Raw genomic sequence first — 19,010 nt, 5'->3', positions numbered from 1 at the left:
TGCGGCCGCCGAGCTCGGCGGCCTCTAAGCCCAGGATTCGCGTGGCGGCCGGACTAGCGTACATGATAGTGCCGCTTCCGTCCAGCAGGAGCACGCCGTCGGAGATGTTCTCGAGCAGCGGTCCGTAGGGAGGCGCGCTGGTCATCGGCTCTCAGGGCTGTCCCTTCGGAATCTTCCGGGAAGGACCCTTTTCGCGGGCCGCCGGCCGGCACCGGCCCCGACGGTCTTTTCTTGCCCAGCGGCGCGCCGTGTGAGACGCGGCGGCCCGCGCAGTGCACTGCGCGGGCCGCCTTCGACCGTGCTTCCTAGGGACGGACCGCTACAAACATTTCGAATAGCCGCAGTTGCGGCAGTGGCTGCAGCCGTTTTCGAATGCGAGCGAACCGCCGCAATCGGGGCAGACGCCGGCGAAGGTCAAGAGCGGCTCCTGCACCTCGCGCGCGTCGGCGGACACCGGCGCGGGCGCCGGGGCAAGGGACACCGCGACGTCGGGGGCGGCGGCCCCGGACGCCGAGGATGCGTCGGGACCCGCATGTCCGTTGCCGTTGCCGCCGTGGCCGTTGCCGTTGCCGCCGCGCGGCGATGGGGCGGGCAGACGATCGGCCATCGGGAACACCTGGTCCGGCCGGAAGCCGGGGCCGTAGAGGGCGCGGCCGAGCGCGAGCGCGACGCCCTGGGCGATCGTGGTGACGCGGACCACGGTGCCGTCGCCCGAGCGGTCGACCGCCACCTCGCGCGACTGCACGCGCCACAACTGCTCGATGACGTGGCGGGGATCAGCGCCGGTCCGGAGCGACAGCGACGCGAGCCGCCCCACCGCGTCCGCTTCCACGTCGAGCGACTGCACGAACACCTCGCAGATGCCGTGGGCGTCCTCGTTGATCGTGACGTAGATCCGGCCGCGCGGGGTTTCGATCCGCTCGGTCCGGCCGGTCGTGACCTTGGGCCGTCCGCGGGTCCGCTGTCTGGACTCGGGCGCGCCGTGCGGCGCCCCGAGCACCGCCGACGCCGGCGAGGGCTCCGCCGGTTTGGCGGGCGCTGCGGCCGCCTCCTGCGCCGGCTTGTCCTTCTTCGTTCCCGCGGTCAGGATGTTCTCGCGGCTGTTCTCGCGGTAGACGGTGATGCCCTTGCACCCCTTCTGCCAGGCCAGGAAGTAGATCTTGGCGACGTCCTCCTCTGTCGTGTCGGCCGCGCAGTTGACGGTCGACGAGATCGAGTGGTCGATGTGCTTCTGGATCGCCGCCTGCATCTCGACCCGCATCTCCGGCTGGATCTCGTGCGCGGTGACGAAGAACTCGGGCACCGCCGCCTCGTCCGCGACGCCGAACCGCTCCATATACGCCCTGACGAGCGGATGGTAGACGGTGAACGTCTTCTGCGAGAGGGACTCGCTCCGGCGCGTGTAGCCGAGGTCGAAGATCGGCTCGATGCCGCTCGTCGTGCCCGCGAGCGCCGCCCCGCTGCCGACCGGCGGCACCGTGAGCAGCGCCACGTTGCGGAGCCCGTGTGTCCGGATCCGCCGGAGGACCTCCGGGGCGAGCGTCTGGAGGAACGGGCTTTGGAGATGCCGCTCCGCATCATAGCCCGGAAACGTCCCCTTCTCGACGGCGAGGTTCACGCTTTCGTCGTAGACGATGTTCTTGATGCGGTCGAACATGCCGTCGACGAACTCCACCGCCTCGCGCGTGTCGTACTTGAGCCGCAGCTTGCACAGCATATCCCCCAGGCCGGTGAAACCGACCCCGATGCGCCGCGAGTGGAGGCTGGCTTCCCGTTGAGCGGGGAGGGGATGTTTGTCTGCGTTGTAATCGAGGACGTCGTCTAGGAACCGGGTCGCCAGCCGCAATGCATGCTCCAGGTGGGGCCAGTCCACCTGCGCCTGGGGGCTAAACTCATCCAGCACAAATTCGGAGAGCCCGAGGTTGCCGAGACAGCAACAGCCGTACGGTTCCAATGGAATTTCCGAGCACGGATTGGTCGTGATCACGTTCATGTTGTTGTACTCGGACGTGCTCCACCGCTTGATCGAGTCCCAGAAGATGACGCCGGGCTCGGCGTGGTGCGTCGCACCGTAAATCAGTTCTCGCCAGATTTCACGCGCAGGAACGCTCCGCTCTACCTTCACGCGCTCGTTGGAAAATTTAAGCGTCCACGGTTGATCCGCCTCGACAGCCCGCATGAAGGCATCGCTGATGCGCACGCTGATGTTGGCGAAGCGCACTCGATCCATGTTGCGCTTGATCTTGGTGAACGCCAGCACGTCGGGATGATCGTCGGCGATCGTGATCATCAGCGCGCCGCGCCGGCCGCTCTGCCCGATCGTACCGGTGGTGAGCGACATGAGTTCCATGAAGGAGATCGAACCGGTGCTCGTCCGCGCGGCGTTGTTGACCGGTGCTCCGACGGGGCGAAGAATGCTGATGTCTACGCCGACGCCGCCGCCGAGCGAGTATGTCCGCGCCGCCTCCTTCATCCACTGAAAGATCGCTTCGATGGAGTCTTCGTGTATGGGATCGACGTAACAGTTCAGAGCCGTCACGCGCTTGTTGTTGCCGATCGCGTGCATGATGCGGCCGCCGGGTATGAAGCGGAAGGACTCCATCAGCCAGTAGAACTCGCTCGTGTACCGCTCGCGCGCCTCCTCGGTTGGCTCCACCGAGGCGAGGCCGCGAGCGATCCGCTTCCACATCTCCACCGGCGTCGGCTCCAGCACGCGGCCGTCCGGGTCGCGCAGCGCGTACTTGTCGTAGAACACGCGCGCGCGCAGCTCGTCGCCCTTGAAAAACTCGAGCGTCTCCGCCGGCAGCGCTTTGGCACCCTCGCCGGCCGGCGCCGCGGAGGCCTGCTGCGTGGGGGCGGCCTGGGAAGTCTGGGCCGTCGTCTTCTGGTCCGACGTCTGCGCCATCGGCGGTTCCTCCCGGACAGAATTGGACTGAGCCCTGGGGTCGACGGTCATGGAATTAGTTCTGCTCCGGACGGTGTGGAGCGAGCGGAATCAGCAGCACCTGCGAAGCGAGCTCGGCTTCCATCTGCTTGCGGGCCTTCAGCGCCTGGATCTCCTCCACCAGCCGGTCGACGTCTCCCAGACGCCGGTACACAGAAGCAAACCGCACATACGCCACGTCATCGAGCCGCCGGAGGCGCTCGATCACCGCATCGCCGATCACACGGCTCTTGATGGCGCCGGTCCCCTGCTCGAGCGCCGTCCGCTCGATCTCGTCGGCGATGTCTTCGAGCGCCCCGTCCTCCACCGGCCGGCCTTCGCACGCCAGCCTGAGACCCCGCAGGATCTTTGCCCGATCGAACCGCTCCCGGCCCCCATTCCGCTTGAGTACATAGAGGGCGGCCCGCTCGGCGCGCTCGAACGTCGTAAACCGCCGGTGGCAGGCCTCACATTCGCGCCTTCGGCGGATTCCGTCGCCGTCCTCAGCCGGCCGGGAATCAAGTACCCGGGTTTCTTTGAGTCCGCAGGAAGGACACCGCACGGTTGTTCGATCTTCCTCCTATATCTAGCGCGAAAGGAATCGTAGCATACTAGATATTGTATCTCAAGGCAAAATGGAGGCCAAATGAGGGGTTATTACGTGAATTTCCGGAATCGCTTGCGTAGGACGCGATGCAGTGCCGGAGAATGTGCCCCCGGCAGCCCATCGCCGGGCGCGGCCTCCGGAGGGACTGCCGCTCTCCGTTTTTCTCGCCCGCGCGGGTCCGGGATGGGCTACGTGCGGAAGATCACCGACTCGCGGCTCATCAGGACGATCGCGCCCTCGACGGCGAGCGCGGCGTAGAACGCCGAGGAGACCCCGGCCAGCGCGAGGTGCCCCCAGTTGACCGTCCCGAGCAGCAACTCCCGGAACGCGAAGAACGTGTTCAGCACCGGGGCGAGATACGCCCAAGCGTTCATCTGCCATTCCGTGATGTACTGGACCGCCAGCGCCGGCAGCACCGTGATGAAGTACAGCGGCGTGATGAACTGCTGCGCCTCCCGCGGAGACTTGGCGTAGATGCTCATCATGAGCTGGACGCCGCTCATCAGGGCGGCGAACAGGATGGCGATGCCGAGGAGCACCGCCGCGGTCCCCATCGGCAGGCTGACGTTGAGCTTCTCCGTCGTGTGGAGGACGTAGGGATAGCCCCACCGCAAGCTGATCATCATCGCGATGACGACCACGATCACGGCACCCACCGAGGCCGTCAGGACCGACAGGAACTTCCCGACGACGATCGCCTCCCGCGACGGCGGCGTCACCAGGAGCGACTCGAGGGTCCCGCGCTCCTTCTCGCCCGCCGCCTCGTCGACGGCGAGGGACATACCGCCGACCGTGGCCCACATCGCGATGAAGAAAGGCAGCAGGCTGGCAAGCAGCAGGCCGGAGAGCTGACGCTGGGTGGCCACGTTGCGCTCGTCGAGCACCACCGGCAGGAGGTCCCTGGGGTTGATGTGGCGGGCGATGAGCCGCCGCGCTACCACCGCCTGGCTGTACTGTGAGATCAGGGAGACGACCCGGGCGCGGGCCGCGACGCTCTCCGTGTTGCTGGCGTCGTACAGCACGCCGACGTGCGTCTGCGTGTCGCGCGCGACGAGCCGGTCGAAGTTGGGCGGAATCCTGAGCACGGCCAGCACGCGCCGCTCTCGCAGGGCCTTGTTCGGATCGTCGGTGCGCACCGGTGTGATCAGCTTGCTCGTGTATGCGAGATGCACGAGGTTCGGCGCGTCGCCGACGACGGCCACGTCCGGCGTCACGGTCTTGATCATGTGCTGCTGGCGCTGCTCGAGGTACGGAATGCCGAGCGTGACGACCGGCATGATCACCGCCGGCAAAACCACCATCACCATCAGGCTGCGGCGGTCGCGGAAGGCCTCGAGCGTCTCCTTGACGTAGACGCCGCGAATCCACGTCCCGGTCTCCTGGGACCGCGACCGGGCCCGCCGGTCCCCGCCGGCGCCCCGCACCCAGCCCCACGCGGCCCGGATCATGTGACGACTCCCTGCTCGACCAACGCCATGAAGATCTCCTCGAGGCCCTTTCCCGTCTCGGCCTTGAGCTCCTCGAGCGCGCCCTCGGCGCGGATGCGGCCCCCGGCGATGATGGCGACGCGATCGCACAGGCGCTCGGCTTCGTCCATCACGTGGGTCGAGAGGATGACGCACCGGCCCTCCGCCTTGAACCGCAGGACGAAGTCGCGCACCGACCGCGCGGAAATGACGTCGAGCCCGGAGGTCGGCTCGTCGAGGAACACGACGGGCGGGTCGTGAATGAGCGCGCGGGCGACGTTCACCTTCTGCTTCATGCCCTTGCTGAACGTGTCGGTGAGCCGGTCAAGATGTTCGGTGAGTTCGAGGGCGTCGGCGATCTCGACGATCCGCCGCTCCAGGTCATGGGGCGGCAGGCCGTATAACCGTCCGGCGTACCGGATCGCTTCGCGCGCCGTGAGACGGCCGTACACCCCCGCGTTCTCCGGGAGCACGCCGATCGTCCGCCGCACCTCCGCGGCCTCGCGAACGACGTCGTGCCCGGCGATCCGCGCGGTCCCCGCGGTCGGGCGCAGCACGGTCGTCAGCATGCGGATCGTCGTGGTCTTGCCCGCGCCGTTCGGGCCGAGCAGCCCGAACACTTCGCCCGCGTAGCAGGCGAACGACACCCCCCGCACCGCGTGGTACGTCTTGAACCGCTTCTCGAGGTCGCGCGCCTCGACGAGGAGCCGCTGCCCGTCGCCGTCCCGCGCGTCCTCCTGCCCCGCGCGCGGGGCGACGAGAGGCTCCCGCTCGAAGGTCCGCCTCATGTCAGAACAACCCCAGGCGCACGGCGCTCAGCACGAATACCGGCAGCAGCGCGGCCGCCACGGCGAGATGAAGCGGACCGGCCGGCGAGCAGTCGTCGAGCGGGCCCGGATGGCCGCGCCGGAGCATGAACAGGATCAGAACGCTCATGAGCCAGTAGCCCAACGCGATACCCACCACCACCGCGAGGTACGAGACGGCCATGTGCCAGCGGGGCCCGAACACCGCGCGGCTGACGTGGCCGCCGTCCAGCATGCTGGCCGGCAGGAGGTTGAGCGCGGTGACGAGCAGACCCACCCAGCCCGCGAACGCCATCGGATGGATGATGACGTCCGCGTTGGCCGCCGGATGGAGCAGCCGTCCGATCAGCAGGTCGACGAGCAGCGGCGTCGGGACCGCGACCAGCCGGCAATTGTGGGCCACGATCGCCGCGTGCGAGATCACCAGCGAGTGCGACACCCCGTAGACGAGGATGGGGATCGCCACGGCGAAGCCGGCCAGCGGCCCGCTCGCCCCGAGCTCGACGAGCGCGTCCCGATTGGGCGCCGGCGTGCGCGTGAAGATCACCGCGCCGAGGGTCCCGATCGCGAGGCCCGGGAGGGGCGGCATCGGAATGAAATAGGGCAGACTCGCGTCGATGCCTCGCCAGATCGACACCACCTTGTGTCCCATCTCGTGACAGACCAGAATCGCCATCAACGACAGTCCGAACGCGATGCCTCCGGGCACCGGCTTCAGCAGCCCCGGGACACACGCGCCCTCGGCGTTGAGGTATCCGGCCACAAACGTCGTGGCGAGCGTCCCGGCGAACAACAGCACCGGCCACCGCCAGGCCGTCGGTGTGGCGGACGGCTGGGCCGCGAGCAAAATCACCGTCTCCCCGGCGCGCCGGCGCATCAACGGGAGCACGCCCAGTCCCCGCAGGCGCGCCCGCAACTCCAGGAACCGCGCCTTGTCGTCGGCGCCGGACACGATCGTGAACGCCGGGCGGCCGTCTTGGAACCACACTTCCTGCACGGGGAAGGACGCTTCGACCGCCGCGCGGGCGGCGGCGAAGTACTCGGGAGGCAACGCCATAGTCCTTAGCCTACCACCGCGCCGCGCACGAAAGAAGGCCCCGCTGACACGGTTATACCCGTGTGCGGGGCCGCTCTCGGGTTGAACCCGCCGCGCCGGCGCCCGTCGGTCAGGCGGCGGTCGTGTCAGACCTCCACATTCACCGCTTCCGCAAGAACGCCGGGATGTCGAGATCGTCGAGTCCGAGACGTCCGCCCTCGCGTCCCGGCCGCCCTGCCCCGCGCGAACCGGGATCCCCGCCGGAGGAGGCCGCGCGCACGGCGGCCGGCTCCGCCACGGACTCGATCTCCTCCCGCCGCGCCTCGAAGCCGGTCGCGATCACGGTGATCCGCACCTCGCCGTCGAGGCGCTCGTCGATCACCGCGCCGAAGATGATGTTCGCTTCTGGATCCGCGGCCTTCTGCACGACCGCGGCCGCTTCGTTGACCTCGTGGAGCCCGAGATCAAGGCCGCCCGTGATGTTCATCAAGACACCGCGCGCGCCGTCCATGGACGTCTCCAAGAGCGGGCTCGAGATCGCCGCTTGGGCGGCCGCCGACGCGCGGCCCTCCCCGTTGCCGACGCCGATCCCGATCAAGGCGGAACCCGCCTCGGCCATGATGGTGCGTACGTCGGCGAAATCGAGGTTGATCAGGCCCGGGACGGTAATGAGGTCCGCGATCCCCTGCACGCCCTGCCGCAGCACGTCGTCCGCCACGCGAAACGCCTCGACGACGGTCGCGCTCTTATCCACAACTTGGAGAAGGCGGTCGTTGGGGATGGTGATGACGGTGTTGACCCGCTGCCGGAGATTCCGCACGCCTTCGTCGGCCGCGCCCGCGCGGCGCCGCCCCTCGAACCCGAACGGCCGGGTCACCACGCCGATCGTCAGCGCCCCCAACTCCCGGCCGATCTGAGCGACGATCGGCGCGCCGCCGGTCCCGGTGCCGCCGCCCATGCCGGCGGTCACGAAGACCATGTCGGCGCCCTCCAGGGCCTCGACGAGCTCCTCGCGGCTTTCTTCCGCCGCCTGCCGGCCGATCTCGGGATCGCCGCCCGCGCCGAGGCCCCGCGTTACCTTCCCGCCGATGTGGATCTTCCGGTCGGCGTTGCTGAGGGCCAGGGCCTGGGCGTCGGTGTTGATGGCGAGGAACTCGACTCCGCGGAGCCCCGCGGTAATCATGCGGTTGACGGCGTTGCTGCCGCCGCCGCCCACGCCTACAACCTTGATCGCCGCGTAGCGCCGGAGATCCCGCTCTAGGTTCACCATCTTCACCCCTCCCGCCGGTTCAGAGACGCCGTCTGCTGCGCGTGCCGCCGATGCTGCCGCCGCTGGACGTTCCGAGATCATGCGCTGGACCGGGTGCCACCGTTTCTCCGTCATGTTCGCGCCTCGTCTCCGCTGAAATGAAATGCCGCCGATGTGGTGCGTCGTGTGCCGCGCGGTCTAGTGGCCGTGCCTCGTCATCCTCCGTGCGCGAACTCGCGAAACCACTGCCGGAGCCGGCCGAACATGCTGCCGTTGCCGTCGCTCGCCCGGACCATGCGGCCGGGTCCACGCTGGCGCGCGGCGTGGAGCACGAGCCCCACCCCGGTCGCGTACACCGGACTCCCGACCGTATCGGCCATGCTGCCGCCGACGTCGGGCGCGCCGACCCGTGCCGGCATATCGATCTTTTCGCCGGCCGCTTCGGCGAGACCGGCGAGCAGCGCGCCTCCGCCGGTCGCCACGAGGCCGGCCGGCATCATCTGCGCGTAACCGGACCGCTTGAGCTGGGATTTGATCATTCCGCAGATCTCGTCGATCCGCGGCTCGATGATCTCCCCGAGCACCCGCCGCGGGAGGATCCGCGGCTCGCGGCTGCCGATGTGGAAGACCTCGATCAGTTCGCCCTCCGCCGCCATCCCCGCGGCCGCGCAGCCGTGCCGGATCTTGAGCTTCTCAGCCTCGGCGATCGGGGTGCGGAGCCCGACGGCGATGTCGTTCGTGACGTGGTTGCCGCCGACGGGCAGGACGGTCGCGTGGCACAGGCTGCCGCCGGAGAACACCCCGATGCTCGTGGTGCCGCCGCCGATGTCGACGAGCGCCACGCCGAGGTCGCGCTCGGCCTGCGTCAGAACGGCTTCGCCCGAGGCCAGCGGCTCGAGGACGAGATCGTCGACCTCGAGGCCGGCGCGCTGGATGCACTTCAACAGGTTCGCGAGCAGGGTGCTGGCGCCCGTCACAATGTGGGCCTCGACCTCGAGGCGCATCCCGTACATGCCCACGGGGTTGCGGACGCCGTCCTGACCGTCCACGAGAAAGTCGCGCGGCAGCAGGTGGATGATCTCCCGGTCGCTGCCGGGAATGGCCGCCATGCGCGCGGCCTCGACGACGCGGGACACGTCGGCGTCGCCGATCTCGCGGTCGGTTCGCGACACCGCGACGACGCCGCGGCTGTTCTGCGACGCGATGTGCTCCCCCGACACCGCCACGACCGCGCCGGCGGCCTTGACGCCGGCCATGCGCTCGGCGCCCTCGACGGCCTCTTCGATGGCACGGGTGGTGGTGTCGAGATCGACGACGACACCCTTCCGGACACCAAGAGACGGGGAGGTCCCCACACCCGTGATGTGGACCTCCCCGTCGTCATCGGGCTCTGCGATTATGACACAGACCTTGGTGGTCCCGATGTCCAGGCCGACCAAGGGCCCCCGTTTCGCCAACGGGTGCACCTCCGGGCACGAGTACGGCTGCGACTAAAGGTTCGAATGGTGCATCAGGCGTGAATTCAACGCTACGAAAACTTCTCCTGCCGCCCCGCGGCCGGCAGGGCGCCTTGGGGCAGGCCGGAGGCCCCGGCCGGTTTCACAATCGGCTTCACGATCACGCTGCCGGGAAAGCGGAGATCCACGTACTCGACCCGCATCCCCCGGGCCCGAATCGCCGCCAGCACGTCCACCAGCCGGGCGATCCGGTCCTGCACGCCGTCCGGCGCGCCGGCCCGCACCGCGATCCCGTCACGGGTGTAGAGGACGACCTCCCCGCCCCCGTCCACACGGACGGAGGCGACGTCGGGACGCAGATCGCCGGGCAGCGACGCCGCGATGCCGGCTCCCAGCCGGACGTCCGCGGACGGCACGGCGACGCCGACCTGCACGATGGCCGGGTCGAGGCGGTCGACGATCAGGATGGGCAGCGTGCCGGACACCGGCCGCGCGGCGATCGCCACCCCGTCCCGGCCGACCAGGACGTAGCCATCCGTGACGCGCAGAGCCGCGGCGGGGGTCTGCTCCCGGACCGAAATCTCAACGCGGTCGGGGAAGCCCACGCCGACCGAGACGTCGGCGAGCCGTTGATCCCCGCGCAGCCGCTCCTGGACCCGGTCGACGTTGACGGCAAACATGCTCATCCCGGGCCGCACCCCGGCCCGGGCGACGATCTCGTCCGATGCCACCGCCTCGTTGCCGGCGACGGTGACGGACTGGACGTCGAAGGCGCTCGACTGGGCAAACGACGCGATACCGCACAGGACGGCCATGGCCGCGAGAAAGCGGACCACCCGCGGTCCAACGGGCCTCGCCCGGGCACCGGGTCCCGGCGCCGGGCCGTCAGGGCCGGGGATGGCCGCGCCCATTAGGAGGGGCGAACTCGCCAAGCATCTTGATCTCCGTCGCCAGATCGGCGCCGGCATCGTCGCGGACCCGGGCGCGGACGGCATCGATCAACGCCAACACGTCCCGCGCCGTCGCGCCACCGCTGTTGAGAATGTAGTTGGCGTGGCGGTCGCTCACCACGGCACCGCCGACCCGGAGCCCCATCGCACCCGCGGCCTCGATGAGGCGCCCGGCGTAATCGCCGTCCGGATTGCGGAAGATGCACCCCGAACTCGGCGGGCCCAGCGGCTGGCTCTCCGCCCGGGTGCGGAGCCAGGACTCCAACCGGGCGACGGCTTCCTCCGCCGCCTGCGGACGCAGCGCCAGGTCGCAGTCGAGAACGACCCCCGGCTCGTCCTGGAGCCGGCTGTGCCGGTACCGGAAGGCCAGCTCCGCGGCCGTCCAGGTCGCGATGCCCCGCGGCGTGCGGACCCGCGCGGACACGAGCACATCGGCGACCGAGCAGCCGTGGGCGCCGGCGTTCATCACGACCGCGCCGCCGACCGACCCCGGAATCCCCGCCGCGAACTCGAGCCCCGTGAGCCCCCGCTCCGCCGTGCGCCGGCTCAGGTGCGGCACGCTGACCCCGGACTCGGCGTGCACGCGGGGCCCGTCGTACGTGATTCCCTCCTGGCCGCGGCCGGTCTTCACCACCACGCCGCGGACACCGCGGTCGGCGATCAGCACGTTGCTGCCCCGGCCGAGCACGACAAACGGCAGACCCTCCGCATAGAGCCACGCCACCGCGGCGTCGAGGGCCTCGAGCGTGCCGGGCAGGACGAGGATGTCCGCCGGACCGCCGATGCGGAACGATACGTGGCGCGCGAGCGGTTCGTTCCGGCGGACCGCGCCCGGGCACAGCCGCTCGAGCGCGGCCGCCACGGCGTGAAGGTCCTCCCTAGCCACTCCCGGCCTCCGCATGCCGCGCCGCGCCCACCCCGCCCGGGCCGCCGCGGCGGGCCAAGCGGGCGACGACATCGTCGGCGACCTTCCAGACGTCCCCGGCACCGATCGTCAGAATGAGGTCTCCCGGCCGCGCTTCGGCCGCGAGCAGGGCCGCGGCGTCGGCGAGCTCGGGGACGAACCGGACGAGCCGGTGAGCGCTCGCCGCCCGCACGATGATCCCCGCGTCGACGCCGGGAATCGGCGGTTCGTCCGCCGCGTAGATCTCGGTCACGACGACCTCGTCCGCGGCGTCGAACGCGTGGGCAAACTGCGCGCCGACGGTCTGCGTCCGGCTGAATCGGTGCGGTTGAAACACCGCGACGATGCGCGAACGCGGCCATCCCCGGCGTGCGGCCGCCAGCAGGGCCGCGACCTTGGTCGGGTTGTGCGCGTAGTCGTCCACGACGAGGATGCCGTCGACGTCGCCGCGCACGCTGAACCGCCGCGCCACCCCGTCGAAGGCCGCGAGCGACGCGGCGGCAACGTCCGGAGGCACGCCGAGCTCGGTCGCCACCGCCAGCGCACCGAGCGCGTTCAGCGCGTTATACACGCCCGGAATCGCCAGCACGATTCGTGCGATGACGGCGCCGCCGCGGTGGGCCTCGAACACCGTGCGCCGTCCTTCGGCTTCCAGCACCTGGGCCGTATACGCGGCGCCCGGCGCGAGACCGTACGTCACCGTCCGCCGTCCGGCGCCCGCGGCCAATGCCCGGCCGGCGGCCGCGTCGGTGCACACCACGGCAAACCCCGAGGCCGGAAGCCCCTCAAGAAAGCGGCGGAAGGTGTCCATGAGCCGCCCCTCGGAGCCGTAGTAGTCGAGGTGGTCCGTCGCGTCGAGCGGGGTGATGACCGCGACATGCGGGGCGATCCAGAGCAGCGACCCGTCGCTCTCGTCCACCTCCGCCACCACGTCGGGGCCCGCGCCCACGCGCGCCGTTCCACCGAGCGACGCGACCTCCCCCCCCACCAGCGCCGTCGGATCGCGGCCGGCCCGCTCGAGAATCGCCGCGATCATGGCGGTCGTCGTCGTCTTCCCGTGCGTGCCGGCCACGGCGATCGCGTGACGGCCTTCCATAAGGTGGGCCAAGAGGCGCGCCCGGTGCACGATCGGCAGGCCGCGCTCGGTGGCCGCGCGGATCTCGACGTTGTCCTCCGGCACGGCGCGGCTCACGACAACGACCTCGGCGCCCGCCAGATACGCGGCGGCATGCCCGATATGGACGGTCGCCCCGGCGGCGCGCAGCCGCCGGGTGGCGTCGCTCTCACGCAGATCGGAGCCGGACACCGCGTGGCCGCGCGCCAGCAGCACCTGCGCGATCGCGCTCATACCGGTGCCCCCGATGCCGACCAGATGGACGCGCGCGCCGGGGGTGAGCCCGGACGCGGGCGACGCGGTCATGCGTGCGAAGCCTTCGAGACGGCCGCCGCCCCGCGGCACGTCTCGAGCAGGTCGAGCACCCGATCGGCCGCGTCGGGATGTCCGAGCGCGCGCGACCGCGCGGCCATGGCGTCCCGCCGGCCGGGCGTGTCGAGGATGTCGCGGACCTCCCGGGCCAGCGCCTCCCCGCCGAGCGTCGCATCCTCCAGGACCACCGCCGCGCCGGCGCGGGCGAGCGGGAGCGCGTTCTCGGCCTGATGGCCGCCGGCCGCAAAGCGGTAGGGCGCGAGGATCGCCGGCAGCCCGCACGCGGTGATCTCGGCCAGCGCTGTCGCCCCGCACCGGCTGATGACGAGGTCGGCGCACCCGTACGCGAGGCCGATCCGCTCGAAGTACGCCGCGCGGAGGTGCCGGATGCCGCGCTCGTCCCGCGCGGCGCTCGCCGGACCGCGGGGTGCATTCTCCGGCCCGCCATCCCCGCGGGCCCATCCGCGTCCGGTCTGATGCAGGATTTGCAGATCGGCCCGATCCGCGAGCCGCCGCGCCATCTCATCGACCGCGGCGTTGAGGCGCGCCGCGCCCTGACTCCCGCCCACCACCACGATCGTCCGCCGCCCCGGATCGAGGCCGAACACACGGATTCCCTCGTCGCGGGGCGTGGACCAGATCTCCGGCCGCACGGGCAGCCCCGTCACGAACGCCCGCCGGCCCGGCACCCGCGACGCGGCTTCGGCCGACGCGACCGCCACGGCCCGCGCGAACCGGGCGAGGACCGCGTTGACCCGGCCGAGGGCCGCGTTGCCTTCCAGCAGCACCACCGGCACCCGCATCACCCAGGCGGCGAGCACGGGGGGCGCAGCGGCGATGCCGCCGGTCGCCACCACGACATCCGGCTTGAATCGGGCGACGATCGAGGCGGCCTGGAGAAGCGACCAGGCTCCGGTCGCGAGCGCCACCGCGGACCGCGCGGCGGACCGGCTCCGAGGCGGCCGCACGGCCAGGCCCGCAAAGGGCAGGTCCTCGGCCGGTACCAACGCCGCCTCCATCCCCGCATTACTGCCGATGAAGAGCACGCGGGCGCCGGGGTCGCGGCGCCGCAGCGCGCCGGCCAGAGCGAGTGCGGGGTATACGTGGCCGCCGCTGCCGCCGCCGGCGAGCACGACGTTCACCGCCGGGGCCGCCCCGCGGGGACCTGGGTCATCCGCGCGCCCACGCCGACCGCCGCCGGAGAATCGGCCGCCGGGACTCGGACGGTACGAGCCGCTCGTCCGGCCGGGCATACTGGGACACGTTCAACAGGATGCCGACGGCGATGTCGCTAAGCACGAGCGACGACCCGCCGAAACTGATGAACGGCAGCGGCACACCGGTGATCGGCAGCGTCCCCGACACGACGCCGATGTTGAGCACCGCCTGCCCGACCAGCATCGTCGTGAGTCCCGAGACGAGCAACGACCCGTACCGGTCGGGGCATCGCGTCGCGAGCCGGTACCCCCAGACGGCGAGCGCGGCGAACAGCGCGATGACGACCAGGCTGCCGACGAGCCCCAGCTCTTCCCCAATGATCGCGAAGATGAAGTCGGTGTGGCGCTCGGGCAGATAGAAGAACTTCTGCCGGCTGTGGCCGAGTCCCAGGCCCACCAACCCGCCGGAGCCGATGGCGAGCAGCGACTGAATGATGTGAAAGCCGCTGCCCTGCGGGTCGCGCCAGGGGTGGAGAAATGCGAGCAGCCGCTGGCTCCGGTAGCCGGCGCGGAGGATCACGGCAAGCACGGCGGGGACCGCGAGGGCCGCGATGCCGAGGAGATGCGTCAGACGCGCGCCGCCGATGAACAGCATGACGAACGCGATGAGCACGAGGATCAGCGCGGATCCGAGGTCCGGCTGCTTGAGAATCGGCACGGCCACGAGAGCGAGCACGATGAGCGGGGGGACCAGGCCGGTCCCAAATTCGCGGGTGCGGGAGCCCCGGTTGGCGAGAAAGTGCGCGAGGTAGAGGATGAGCGCGAGCTTGGCGAGCTCGGCCGGCTGGAAGTTGACCGGGCCGCCGAGGGCGAGCCATCGCCGGGCGCCCCCGGCGACCCGGCCGACGTGCGGGACGAGGACGAGCCCGAGCGCCACCAGGGTGCCGGCCAGCACCGGAAACGTCAGGCGCCGGAGCCGCACGTAGTGGATGCGCCACGCCAGCAGCATCCCGGCCAGCCCGACCGCTTCGTAGAGGAGCTGCCGCTTCAGGAACCACGTGCCGTCGTGGTACTGCGCCTGCGCGGCGACGGCGCTCGCGCTGTACACCATGACGACCCCGATGCACGTGAGGAACAGCACGATGGTGAAGAGTCCCCACGCGGCGCCGCGGCGGTGGATCAGGTCCACGCCGCGGCCTCCCGGGCCAGCGCCTCGACGAGCGTGCGGTAGTGCTCGGCGCGGTGCCGGTAGTCCGTGTACTGGTCGAAACTCTCGCACGCCGGCGAGAGGGTCACGGCGTCTCCGGGACGCGCCAGCGCCCGCGCGGCGGGCACCGCGTCGTCGAGGGTACGGCAGCGGATCACCGGGGCCGCGACCCCCGCCGACGCCGCGGCCTCGGCGAGCAGCGGGGCCATGGCGCCGAAGAGCACGATGCCGCGCACCGTCTGGGCCCGGAGCGCGTCCGCGACCGGGGCGAAATCGCGCGGCGTCGCGTTCCGGCGCATCCCGCCGGCCAGGAGCACGATCGGCCGGTCGAAGGCCCGCACCGCCGCGGCGGCGGCCGCCGGATTCGTCGCCAGCGAGTCCTCGTAGTAGCGCACCCCGCCGATCTCCGCGACGAGCATGAGCCGGTGCGGCAGACCGCGGAACTCACGGAGCACGTCGCGGATCGCCCCGGCGTCCGCGCCGGCGACCCGGGCGGTCAGCGCCGCGGCGAGGGCGTTCTCGAGGGTGTGGCCGCCGGGCGTCGCCAAACGCGCGTCGGCGACCGTCTCCTCGCGTCGGTCGAGACGCAACACGATCTTGCCGTCCGCGATGTACGCGCCCTCGTCGAGCGGCCGGGTGCGGCTCCAGAAGAGCACCCGCCCGCGCGAGGCGGCGGCGAAGCCGCGCGTCGTCGGATCGTCGGCGTTGAGAAGCGCCCAGTCCCGCGCCGTCTGATGGGCGAGAATCGCGCGCTTCGTTTCGGCGTACGCGGCAAAGGAGCCGTGATCGTCCAGGTGATGGGCGGCGACGTTCGTGACGACGGCGATATGCGGGCTGTACCCGAGCCCGACGAGCTGCCGGTTGCTGATCTCGACGACCAGCACGGCGTCGGGCGTCACCTCGTCGAGCCGGTACAGAATCGGCACGTGCGTGCGGTCGTTGCCGGTTTCGAACGTCGGCCGTCCGCTGCGGGCCAGCATCATCGCGGCGAGGCGCACCACGGTAAACTTGCCGTTCGTGCCGGTCACGCCGGCGATCGGGCAGGGTACGGTCTCGAAAAACAAGGCGGTCATGCTGCTGAGCGGCACGCCCCGATCCCGGACCCGGCGGACCGGCTCGTTCTCGGGATGCCGGAACCACGCCTGGCTCACGTAGACGATCTCCGCGCGGTCGATGCCCTCGAGATAGCGGTCGGCGAAGCAGCGCGTGATCGGGGCGCGCGTGAGGCGCGCGAGCGCGGCCTCCTGCTCGACCGGCGGCATCCACTCGTGGGTCCGGCGGAAGACCTCGGGAAAGGCGGCGGCGGCGGCGAGATCGTGCGCCGTGACGGTGGTGATCCCGTGCGCCAGCAGAAAGTCGACGACGGTCGAGCCCTCCGTGCCGGACAGCCCGACCACGTGGATGCGCCGCCCGCGCAGGCGCGCGAGGACGTCCGCGATCACAGGGCGAGCCTCATGCCCACGGCGGCCAGCAGAGCGCCGCAGAGCCAGAACCGCACGACCGTCTGCGTCTCCGTCCAGCCGCGCAACTCGAAGTGGTGGTGGATCGGGCTCATGCGAAACAGCCGGCGCCCGCCGGTCGCCCGAAACCAGCCCACCTGCAGCATCACCGAGAGCGCCTCCGCGACGGCGACGCCGCCGACGACCAGCATCACCACCTCGTGTTTGGACAGCACCCCGGCCACGGCGAGCGCCGCGCCGAGCCCGATCGAGCCGACGTCGCCCATGAAGACGCCGGCCGGATAGGCGTTGTACCACAGAAAGCCGAGCGCCGCGCCGCCGGTGGCCGAAGCGATCACCGCCGCCGGTCCCGCCCCCGCCCGGGCGGCGAGCGCCGCGAGTGATGCGGCGCCGATCGCCACCGTCCCCGCGGCCAGGCCGTCCAGGCCGTCGGTGAGGTTGACGGCGTTCGCCATGCCGACCACCAGAACGAGACAGACGACCGGGTAGCCCCAGCCGAGGTCCCAGCGCACCCCCGTGCCGGGAATTGCAAAGGTGCCGCCGAGGTGCGGCGCCCGAAGCACGTACAGGCCGAGCAGCAGCGCCGGGGGGATCTGCAGCGCGAACTTCTCGCGGGCCCGAAGACCCAAATTCCGGCCGCGGACGAACGCGAGCACGTCGTCGAGGGCGCCGATCGCCGCGAACACCGCGATCGCGGCGAGTCCGACGACGAGGTCCAGGTCCAACCACCCCGCCGCGCCGGCGACGACAAGCGAGGCGATGAGCAGGGCCCCGATGATCAGCACGCCGCCCATGGTCGGGGTCCCGGCCTTGGCGGCGTGCCGTGCGGCCGCGTGAGGGTCGTGACTCATCTTGTGCGCAACCGCGTCGTCCCGGACGCGCTGCACGGCGCCGGTCCGCACCAGCCAGGCGATCACCGGCCGCCCGCCGGCGATCACCAGCACCGCGGCCAGGATCCACACGACCGGCACCGAGGTCATGGCACCTCCTGCCGGACCCGGGCGAGTCCCTGCACGATCCGCTCCATCTCCATCGCCCGCGAGCCCTTGACCAGCACCACGGCGCCCGAGACGATTTCGCGCCGCAGGGCGGCGAGGGCCTCGTCCGGATCGGTCGTGTGGACCACGCGGGGAAGGCCGGCGGCCCCCGCGGCCGCGGCCAGCTCCGCGCTCAGCGGACCGAGCGCGATCAGCACGCCCACGCCCCGCCGGGCCACCTCACGCCCGACCTCCCGGTGGGCGCCGGCCGCCAAAGCCCCCAACTCGCGCATGTCGCCCAACACCGCGATCCGGGGCCGCCCCGGCAACTCGTCCATCACGTCGAGCGCGGCCTCGACCGACCGCGGACTGCTGTTGTAGACGTCGTTGATGAGGGTGGCCCCGGCGAGCCGGAGCACTTCGAGGCGCATCGCGAGCGGGCGGGCGCGGCCGAGCCCTCGGGCGATCTCGGCCGCGGGAATCCCGAGGGCGGCACCCACCGCCGCGGCCGCGAGCGCGTTGCGGATCGCGTGGCGTCCCGGGACGCCGAGGACGACCTCCGCAGCGTCCCCCGGGATCCGGAGCACGAACGTGCTCCCCTCCCCGGGCCGCGGCCGGATCGCCCGCGCCATCGCATCCGCCTCGCCGAGGCCGAACGTCATCACGCGTGCCGGGCCGCGGCCGGCGAGCCCCAGGACGAGCGGATCGTCGGCGTTCAACACCGCCACCCCATCCGCCGGCAGTCCTTCGATGAGCTCGCCCTTCGCCGCGGCGAGGTGTTCCCGGGTCGCGAAGAAGTCCATGTGCGATTCGCCGACCGCGGTCACGACGCCGATCTCGGGCCCCGCGATCTCCACGAGTTCGCGGATCTGGCCGGGGCCGCGCATCGCCATCTCGAGCACGGCGACCTCCGCGTCCTCGGGCATGTTCGCCAGCACGAGGGGGACGCCGATCTCCGTGTTCCAGTTTTCGGGCGACCGCGCGGTCGTGAAGCGCTCGGCCAGGACCTGGGCCGTCAGTTCCTTCGTCGAGGTCTTGCCGACGCTGCCGGTGATGCCCGCGACGCGCAACGGCCGGCCTGCCCCCCTCCGGGGGCGCGCCCGCAGGCCCCGCCCCAGCCGCTGCAGACCGAGCAGTGTGTCGTCCGTGCGGATCAGTACGGCCTCCGGCGGAACGTCGCCGGCGCCGCCGGAGACGAGCGCCGCCACGGCCCCGCGGCGCAGCGCGTCCCGGACGAACGCGTGGCCGTCCGCGTGCTCGCCGGTGAGGGCCACGAAGAGCATGCCCGGCTGGATCTCCCGGCTGTCGACCGCGGCCCCGCGCACGAGGGTCGCGGGATCGCCCCGCACGACGGCGCCGCCCGCGAGCGCGGCCACGTCCGCGGC

At 71.3% G+C, this 19,010-nt stretch carries 15 protein-coding genes; all 15 read right to left on the bottom strand.

Annotated elements, in window-relative coordinates; genetic code table 11:
* Positions 1-319: 319 nt before the first annotated feature.
* Positions 320-2,905, bottom strand: a complete 2,586-nt coding sequence (locus VGZ23_17105) for an adenosylcobalamin-dependent ribonucleoside-diphosphate reductase (GenBank protein HEV2359312.1) — start codon at positions 2,903-2,905, stop codon at positions 320-322.
* Positions 2,906-2,960: 55 nt separating this feature from the next.
* Complete coding sequence (nrdR, locus tag VGZ23_17100) at positions 2,961-3,485, bottom strand: transcriptional regulator NrdR (GenBank protein HEV2359311.1); 525 nt, start codon at positions 3,483-3,485, stop codon at positions 2,961-2,963.
* A gap of 233 nt (positions 3,486-3,718) precedes the next feature.
* A complete protein-coding gene (locus tag VGZ23_17095) occupies positions 3,719-4,978 on the bottom strand; it encodes an ABC transporter permease (GenBank protein ID HEV2359310.1) in 1,260 nt (419 codons plus the stop codon).
* Positions 4,975-5,784, bottom strand: a complete 810-nt coding sequence (locus VGZ23_17090; protein HEV2359309.1) for an ABC transporter ATP-binding protein — start codon at positions 5,782-5,784, stop codon at positions 4,975-4,977. The genes VGZ23_17095 and VGZ23_17090 overlap by 4 nt, the downstream gene beginning before the upstream one ends.
* 1 nt (position 5,785) lies before the next feature.
* Positions 5,786-6,859, bottom strand: a complete 1,074-nt coding sequence (locus VGZ23_17085) for a site-2 protease family protein (protein HEV2359308.1) — start codon at positions 6,857-6,859, stop codon at positions 5,786-5,788.
* A 139-nt stretch (positions 6,860-6,998) separates the two neighbouring features.
* Positions 6,999-8,108, bottom strand: coding sequence for a cell division protein FtsZ (gene ftsZ, locus VGZ23_17080; GenBank protein HEV2359307.1), 1,110 nt, complete (start codon positions 8,106-8,108; stop codon positions 6,999-7,001).
* A 194-nt stretch (positions 8,109-8,302) separates the two neighbouring features.
* Entirely contained in the window at positions 8,303-9,544 is a 1,242-nt protein-coding gene (gene ftsA, locus VGZ23_17075) for a cell division protein FtsA (protein ID HEV2359306.1), read from the bottom strand.
* A 71-nt stretch (positions 9,545-9,615) separates the two neighbouring features.
* Positions 9,616-10,380, bottom strand: coding sequence for an FtsQ-type POTRA domain-containing protein (locus tag VGZ23_17070; protein HEV2359305.1), 765 nt, complete (start codon positions 10,378-10,380; stop codon positions 9,616-9,618).
* 49 nt (positions 10,381-10,429) lie between these two features.
* Entirely contained in the window at positions 10,430-11,380 is a 951-nt protein-coding gene (gene murB, locus VGZ23_17065; GenBank protein HEV2359304.1) for a UDP-N-acetylmuramate dehydrogenase, read from the bottom strand.
* Entirely contained in the window at positions 11,373-12,818 is a 1,446-nt protein-coding gene (gene murC / locus VGZ23_17060) for a UDP-N-acetylmuramate--L-alanine ligase (GenBank protein ID HEV2359303.1), read from the bottom strand. Before murC ends, murB begins: the two co-directional genes overlap by 8 nt.
* Complete coding sequence (gene murG, locus VGZ23_17055; GenBank protein HEV2359302.1) at positions 12,815-13,966, bottom strand: undecaprenyldiphospho-muramoylpentapeptide beta-N-acetylglucosaminyltransferase; 1,152 nt, start codon at positions 13,964-13,966, stop codon at positions 12,815-12,817. Before murG ends, murC begins: the two co-directional genes overlap by 4 nt.
* 28 nt (positions 13,967-13,994) lie before the next feature.
* Positions 13,995-15,170 (bottom strand): putative lipid II flippase FtsW, encoded by a 1,176-nt coding sequence (gene ftsW / locus VGZ23_17050; GenBank protein HEV2359301.1) that lies wholly within the window; start codon positions 15,168-15,170, stop codon positions 13,995-13,997.
* Entirely contained in the window at positions 15,161-16,630 is a 1,470-nt protein-coding gene (gene murD, locus VGZ23_17045) for a UDP-N-acetylmuramoyl-L-alanine--D-glutamate ligase (protein ID HEV2359300.1), read from the bottom strand. The genes ftsW and murD overlap by 10 nt, the downstream gene beginning before the upstream one ends.
* Positions 16,627-17,628, bottom strand: a complete 1,002-nt coding sequence (gene mraY / locus VGZ23_17040; protein ID HEV2359299.1) for a phospho-N-acetylmuramoyl-pentapeptide-transferase — start codon at positions 17,626-17,628, stop codon at positions 16,627-16,629. The genes murD and mraY overlap by 4 nt, the downstream gene beginning before the upstream one ends.
* A partial coding sequence (murF, locus tag VGZ23_17035) for a UDP-N-acetylmuramoyl-tripeptide--D-alanyl-D-alanine ligase (GenBank protein HEV2359298.1) occupies positions 17,625-19,010 on the bottom strand: 1,386 nt, incomplete at its 5' end. The genes mraY and murF, both read right to left, overlap by 4 nt.

Source organism: bacterium (assembly GCA_035945995.1).
Lineage (GTDB): Bacteria > Sysuimicrobiota > Sysuimicrobiia > Sysuimicrobiales > Segetimicrobiaceae > DASSJF01.
Note: the sequence above shows the minus strand (reverse complement) of the source record. Positions and strands in the feature narration are given on the sequence as shown.